Raw genomic sequence first — 6,481 nt, 5'->3', positions numbered from 1 at the left:
GCGAAAACGGTCTGGGCTCGGCTCAGGTGCTGCTCACGCATGCCGACCTCGCTGACCGCGAGCGCTATCTCAATGCTCGCTCGACGCTGATCACGCTGCTGGCGCACCAGGTGCTGCCTGTCATCAACGAGAACGACACCGTCGTCAACGACGAGATCAAGTTCGGCGACAACGACACCCTGGGTGCCTTGGTGGCCAATTTGGTGGAGGCCGATGTGCTGGTCATCTTGACCGACCAGAAGGGCCTCTACTCCGCCGACCCGCGCAAGGACCCGTCTGCCACCTTCGTGCACGAAGCCGCCGCCGGCGACCCGGCGCTCGAGGCCATGGCCGGCGGCGCAGGCTCCAGCCTGGGCAAGGGCGGCATGATCACCAAGATTCTCGCGGCCAAGCGGGCCGCGGGGTCAGGGGCTTCGACCGTCATCGCCTGGGGTCGCGAGCCCGACGCACTGCTGCGTCTGTTCCAGGGTGAGGCCATCGGCACGTTGTTGGTTGCACCGACCCAGAAAAGCCAGGCCCGCAAGCGGTGGATGGCCGACCATCTGCAATTGCGCGGTGCGGTCACCGTCGACGAGGGCGCTGCGGCGCGCTTGCGCGCCGATGGCAAGAGCCTGCTGCCGATCGGCATGGTGTCGGTGGAGGGAGAGTTTTCTCGCGGCGATGTGATCGCGGTTCGCGACGCCGCCGGGGCCGAGGTGGCGCGGGGCCTGGCCAACTACGCCAGTGCTGAGGCGCGCCTGCTATGCCGCAAGCCCTCGACCGAGATCGAGAAGCTGCTTGGCTACGTGGCCGAGCCCGAGATGATTCACCGCGACAACCTAGTGGTCATGCGCTGAGGGGCGCTCGTCCTATCAAGACTTGCCCACGGGCGCCTCGCCGTCCTCGCGCTGGCGAGCGGCGCCCCGCAGGTAGCGGTTGCTGCGATGCAGCTCATGCCGCGGCAGATAGCGCGCCAACTCGATGAGCGCCATCTCGTACACGCCACGCTTGAATTCGACCACCACTTCCAGTGGCACCCAATAGTCGTTCCAACGCCAAGCGTCGAACTCCGGATGGTCGGTGGCGCGCAGGTTCAGGTGATGGTCCTGTCCCACGAGTTGCAGCAGGTACCAGATCTGCTTTTGGCCCTTGTAGTGGCCGCGCGCGTCCCTGCGGACGAAGCGGTCCGGCACCTCATAGCGCAACCAGTCACGGGTGCGGGCAACAATGCGCACATGCTCGGCCTGCAGGCCCACCTCTTCGTGCAGCTCCCGGTACATCGCTTGCTCCGGCGTTTCGCCGCGGTCGATGCCCCCTTGAGGAAACTGCCAGCTGTGGGTGCGTATGCGCTTGCCCCAGAACACCTGGTTTTTCTGATTGAGCAGGATGATGCCGACGTTGGGCCGGAAGCCGTCCCGGTCAAGCATAATCAAACCCCAATTCTTGAACTGAGTTCATTATGCATCCCGGTCGCAGGGCTGCAAGATGAAGCACCGGTTCTCAGCCCCGCTCCATACCCCTGTTTTCCCTGATGAAAGCCTCGCAGTTCCTGATCTCCACCCTCAAGGAAGCTCCTGCCGACGCCGAGGTAATGAGTCATCGCCTGATGATGCGTGCCGGCATGATCAAGAAGCTCGGTGCAGGCATCTACACCTATATGCCCATGGGCCTTCGGGTCATTCGCAAGGTCGAGGCCATCGTGCGCGAGGAGATGAACCGCGCGGGCGCTATCGAGTGCACCATGCCGGTCGTACAGCCGGCTGAACTCTGGCAGGAAACAGGCCGCTTCGAAAAGATGGGTCCCGAGCTGCTTCGCATCAAGGACCGCCACGACCGCGACTTCGTGGTCCAGCCCACCAGCGAAGAGGTGGTGACCGACATCGCCCGGCAAGAGCTTCGCAGCTACAAGCAGCTGCCCAAGAACCTCTATCAAATTCAGACCAAGTTTCGCGACGAGCGTCGTCCACGCTTTGGCCTGATGCGCGGGCGCGAGTTCATCATGAAGGACGCGTATTCCTTCGACCGTGACCACGCCGCCGCGCAAATCAGCTACCAGGTCATGGCCGAGGCCTACCGCCGCATCTTCGACCGTTTCGGCCTGCGCTATCGCGCGGTCGCGGCTGATTCAGGCGCCATCGGCGGTGACCTGTCCGAGGAGTTCCAGGTCATCGCGGCCACCGGCGAAGACGCCATCGTCTACTGCGCCGACAGCCAGTACGCGGCCAATATGGAAAAGGCCGAGGCCCTGGCCCCGGCTGGCCCGCGCCCGGCTCCTGCGCAGGCCCTGGTGCGCACGCCCACGCCAGGCAAGAGCACCTGCGCCGACGTGGCGCAGCTTCTGAACCTGCCGCTCGCTACCACGGTCAAGTCTCTGGTGCTGGCCACTGACCAGACCAACGAGGCCGGCGAAATCGTCAAGAGCCAGATCTGGCTGCTGCTGCTGCGCGGCGACCACGACATGAACGAGGTCAAGGCCGGCAAGGTGCCGGGGCTCGACGTGGGCTTTCGCTTCGCCACCGTGCCCGAGATCGTCGAGCACTTCGGCACCCCTCCGGGCTACCTCGGCCCCATTGGTTTGAAGAGGCCGGTGAAGGTGGTCGCCGACCGCGAAGTGGCTGTCATGGCCGACTGGGTCTGCGGCGGCAACGAGGCCGATGTGCACATCACCGGTGTCAACTGGGGCCGTGACCTCCCTGAGCCCGATCTGGTGGCCGATTTCCGCAACGTGGTCGAGGGCGACCCGTCTCCCGATGGCAAGGGCCGTCTGTCCATCGAGCGCGGCATCGAAGTGGGCCATGTGTTCTACCTGGGCACCAAGTACAGCCGCGCGATGAACGCCACCTTCCTGGACGAAACCGGCAAGCCGCAGTTCATGGAGATGGGTTGCTATGGCATTGGCATCACCCGCTTGCCGGCCGCGGCCATCGAGCAAAACCACGACGAGCGCGGGATCATCTGGCCTGACGCGCTGGCACCCTTTACCGTGGTGGTTTGCCCCATCGGCATGGACCGCAGCGCCGAGGTCAAGGCCGCCGCTGAAAAGCTGCACGACGAACTTGCTGCACTCGGCGTCGACGTGCTGCTCGACGACCGGGGCGAGCGTCCCGGCGCGATGTTTGCCGACTGGGAGCTGATCGGCGTGCCGCATCGCGTGGTCATCTCCGACCGTGGCCTCAAGGAAGGCCAGCTGGAGTACCAGCACCGCCGCGACGCAGCCGCCACCAAGGTCGCATCGGCCGAGGTGCTGGCCTTCTTGCGCGAACGCCTCAAGGTCTGAGCCGGGCGTCGGCACGGTCCCCGGCGAATCGCCCTGGCAGATTCCTCCGCTGATTTTCCGTGCCGCCGCCATGACCCTGATTCAACGTCGTGGGTGGATGGTCCGGCAGGCCCGGCTGGTCACAGGCGTGGCGACGGGTGTGGGTGCAGCAGGTTTCCTTCCCGTCTTCATTCCCGCTGCCCACGCCGGTTCCCAGCTGGAGGAGCCACTGGCCGACGCGGTGCGCAACGCGCTGCGCCTGGCTATCGCCCAGGCGGCGCCACCGGAACCAGAATTTCCCACCACTGGGGCTCGCCTGCACTATGTGCGCTGGCTGGTGGAAATGGCGGTTCGCCTCACTCGGCACCACGTGGACTGGCGCGAACGCAAGGAGTTCTTGCAGACCGTCTGGTACGAGGCCAAGCGCGCCGGGCTGGACCCCGGTCTGGTGCTGGGCCTGATCCAGGTGGAGAGTGGTTTTCGTAAGTTCGTGGTGAGCCCGGTGGGTGCGCGTGGCTACATGCAGGTGATGCCCTTTTGGAGCCGCCTCATCGGCGATGGCGACCCGGGCAAGCTGTTTCACATGCAGACCAACCTGCGCTTTGGCTGCGTCATCCTGCGGCACTACATCGACCGCGAGAAGGGTGATCTCTTTATGGGTCTGGGGCGCTACAACGGAAGCCGAGGGCGGCCTGAATACCCCAATGCGGTGTTTGCCGCCGCACGGCGCTGGGAATTCAAGGACAAGCCGCCAGAGGCGCCAGTCGGAACACCCGCTCCAACCGGGCCGTCGTCTGCAGGCCCGCTTGGCCGGAGTGTTTAAAGCGTTCCCCCCGCAGGGCTGCGCTTGAAGGGGCCTCAGAGATGCCCTGAGGCCAGGCGGAAATCAGTCCTTGCCCAGGGCCTGCTTCAGTTCGCCGGACTCGTACATGTCCATCATGATGTCCGAGCCGCCGATGAACTCGCCCTTCACATACAGCTGCGGGATGGTGGGCCAGTTAGAAAATTCTTTGATGCCCTGGCGGATGGCGTCGTCCTCGAGCACGTTGACCGTGGTGATGCCCTTGGTCTCCACGCCGCAGGCTTTGAGGATCTGGATCGCGCGGCCAGAAAAGCCGCACATGGGGAAGCTGGCGGTGCCCTTCATGAACAGGACAACTTTGTTGTTTTTCACGAGATCGGCGATGCGTTGCTGGGTGTCGCTCATGGTGTTTCCTTGGTGCGCTGTCTTGCGTGGCCCACGGCCACTGTAGTCAAGTTGAAATTATCCCTGTTCAGACAGGGATTGTGACGGCCATCGCCCGCCCGAGCAGCGTAGGTGGCCGGCCAGGTCGGCTCGGCTTTGCACCTGCTCGAAGCCAGCCTGCGCCAGAAGACCTCGCACCGCCTCGGTCTGGTCCCAGCCGTGTTCGAGCAGTAGCCAGCCTCCAGGTGCCAGGTGGTCCGGGGAGGCGGCGATGATGGCGCGCAGGTCGTCCAGGCCGTCGGGGCCTGCGGCCAGGGCCGAGCGCGGCTCATAGGCGAGGGCGACCAGGTGCGGGTCCTGGTCGGCAATGTAGGGCGGATTGCTCACGATCAGGTGCAGCCCGGTAGGTGCGCCGTCCAGCCAGTGCGCCAGCCGGAAGTCGACCGCCAGCCCCAGGCGCGTGGCATTGCCCCTGGCCACCGCCAGCGCGTCGGCACTGCGGTCGACCGCAGCCACACGCAGGGCGGGTCGGGCGTGCGCCAGGGCCAGCGCGATGGCACCGCTGCCGGTGCCCAGGTCCAGGACCTGAGGCCCCCTGGCGGCGGCGCGGTCCGCGTCCGTCGCCGCGGGGACACGTATCGTGTCGACCACCTCCAGCGCCCATTCGACCAGGGTCTCGGTGTCGGGCCGGGGGACCAGCACCCGGGCATCGACTGTGAGCGGCAAGCCCCAGAACTCCTTGTGCCCCAGCAGGTAGGCCACCGGCTCACCGGCCAGGCGGCGCTGGCACAGGGCCGCGAAGGCGCTCACCTGTTGGTCTGGCAATGTGTCGGTGTCATGCGCCAGCAGCCAGGCGCGCTCGCTCTCGCCGCGGCCCAGTGTGTGAAGCAGCAGCAGTTGCGCGTCCAGACGGTCGAGACCCTGCGCCTGCGCCTGCATCAGGGCCTGCATCACCGTCAGGCCGCCCGGCCAAGCGCTCACACCGCGCCTCCCGCCGCTTCCAGCTCGGCGAGCTGTTCGGCCTTGCGTGCCAGCAGTAAGCCCTCGACCATTTCGTCGAGCTCGCCCTCCATCACAAAGGACAACTTGTACAAGGTGAGGTTGATCCGGTGGTCGGTGACCCGGCCCTGCGGAAAGTTGTAGGTGCGAATGCGGTCGCTGCGGTCGCCGCTGCCGATCAGGCCCTTGCGGGTGGCCGCCTCCTTGGCTGCGCGCTCGGCGCGCTCGGCTTCGCGGATGCGGGCGGCCAGCACCTGGAGCGCCTTGGCCTTGTTGCGGTGCTGGGACCGGTCGTCCTGGCACTCGGCCACGATGCCGGTGGGCAGGTGGGTGATGCGCACCGCCGAATCGGTCTTGTTGATATGTTGTCCACCCGCGCCCGAGGCGCGGAAGGTGTCGATGCGCAGGTCGGCCGGGTTGATCTGCACTGCCTGCGCCTCGTCCGGCTCAGCGAGCGCGGCCACAGTGCAGGCGCTGGTGTGGATACGGCCCTGCGTCTCAGTGGCCGGCACCCGCTGGACCCGATGGCCGCCAGACTCGAACTTGAGCTTGCCGTAGGCGCCTTCGCCGACGACACGTACCACCACCTCCTTGAAGCCGCCGACCTCACCCAGGCTCTCGCTCACCAGCTCGCAGCGCCAGCCCTGGCGCTCGGCATAGCGGGTGTACATGCGCAGCAGGTCGCCGGCGAACAGGGCCGACTCGTCGCCGCCGGTGCCGGCGCGAATTTCCAGGAAGACGTTGCGTACATCCTCCGGGTCGCGGGGCAGCAGCAGTTGCTGAAGCGCCTCCTCCAGCACGGGGAGCGCTGCCTCCACCTCGGCGACCTCCTCGCGCGCGAGGTCGGCCATGTCCGGGTCGGCCAGCATCTCGCGCGCACCGGCCAGCTGCGCCTCCTGCGCCCGGTAGCGGCCATAGAGGTCCGCCACCTCGCTCACCTCGGCATGCTCGCGGGTGAGTGCGCGCAGACGGGCGATGTCGCTGGCGACTTCCGGCTGCTGGAGGAAGAAGTCGAGCTCCTGCAAGCGGACCGGGTAGCGCTCGAGTTGCTGGCGGAGAAA

Annotated in this window: 6 protein-coding genes and 1 pseudogene; 3 read left to right on the top strand and 4 right to left on the bottom strand. The window is 66.3% G+C overall.

What is annotated here, in order from left to right:
* Window positions 1-836, top strand: an 836-nt coding sequence (proB, locus tag QE494_RS03995; protein ID WP_300041611.1) for a glutamate 5-kinase, incomplete at its 5' end; no start/stop codon positions are given.
* 66 nt (window positions 837-902) lie between these two features.
* On the opposite strand, the pseudogene QE494_RS03990 reads toward proB, so the two are convergent.
* Window positions 903-1,406 (bottom strand): annotated as a pseudogene (locus QE494_RS03990) (RNA pyrophosphohydrolase); the annotation flags it as partial.
* Between the two features lie 104 nt (window positions 1,407-1,510).
* Between QE494_RS03990 and QE494_RS03985 the strand changes: the two are divergent.
* A complete protein-coding gene (locus tag QE494_RS03985) occupies window positions 1,511-3,256 on the top strand; it encodes a proline--tRNA ligase (protein WP_300041610.1) in 1,746 nt (581 codons plus the stop codon).
* Between the two features lie 70 nt (window positions 3,257-3,326).
* Complete coding sequence (locus QE494_RS03980; RefSeq protein WP_300041609.1) at window positions 3,327-4,058, top strand: lytic transglycosylase domain-containing protein; 732 nt, start codon at window positions 3,327-3,329, stop codon at window positions 4,056-4,058.
* 63 nt (window positions 4,059-4,121) lie between these two features.
* Here QE494_RS03980 and grxD read toward each other — a convergent pair whose 3' ends face one another.
* The 3 genes from grxD to prfA form a co-directional block, all read right to left on the bottom strand.
* The gene (gene grxD, locus QE494_RS03975) at window positions 4,122-4,442 is read right to left on the bottom strand and encodes a Grx4 family monothiol glutaredoxin (RefSeq protein ID WP_300041608.1); all 321 of its coding nucleotides are present in this window, start codon (window positions 4,440-4,442) and stop codon (window positions 4,122-4,124) included.
* Window positions 4,443-4,499: 57 nt separating this feature from the next.
* Entirely contained in the window at window positions 4,500-5,372 is an 873-nt protein-coding gene (prmC, locus tag QE494_RS03970) for a peptide chain release factor N(5)-glutamine methyltransferase (RefSeq protein WP_300041612.1), read from the bottom strand.
* Between the two features lie 26 nt (window positions 5,373-5,398).
* A partial coding sequence (prfA, locus tag QE494_RS03965; RefSeq protein ID WP_300041607.1) for a peptide chain release factor 1 occupies window positions 5,399-6,481 on the bottom strand: 1,083 nt, incomplete at its 5' end.

Origin of the sequence: Ramlibacter sp. (assembly GCF_029866045.1) — a bacterium.
Classification (GTDB): domain Bacteria; phylum Pseudomonadota; class Gammaproteobacteria; order Burkholderiales; family Burkholderiaceae_C; genus Ramlibacter.
Note: the sequence above shows the minus strand (reverse complement) of the source record. Positions and strands in the feature narration are given on the sequence as shown.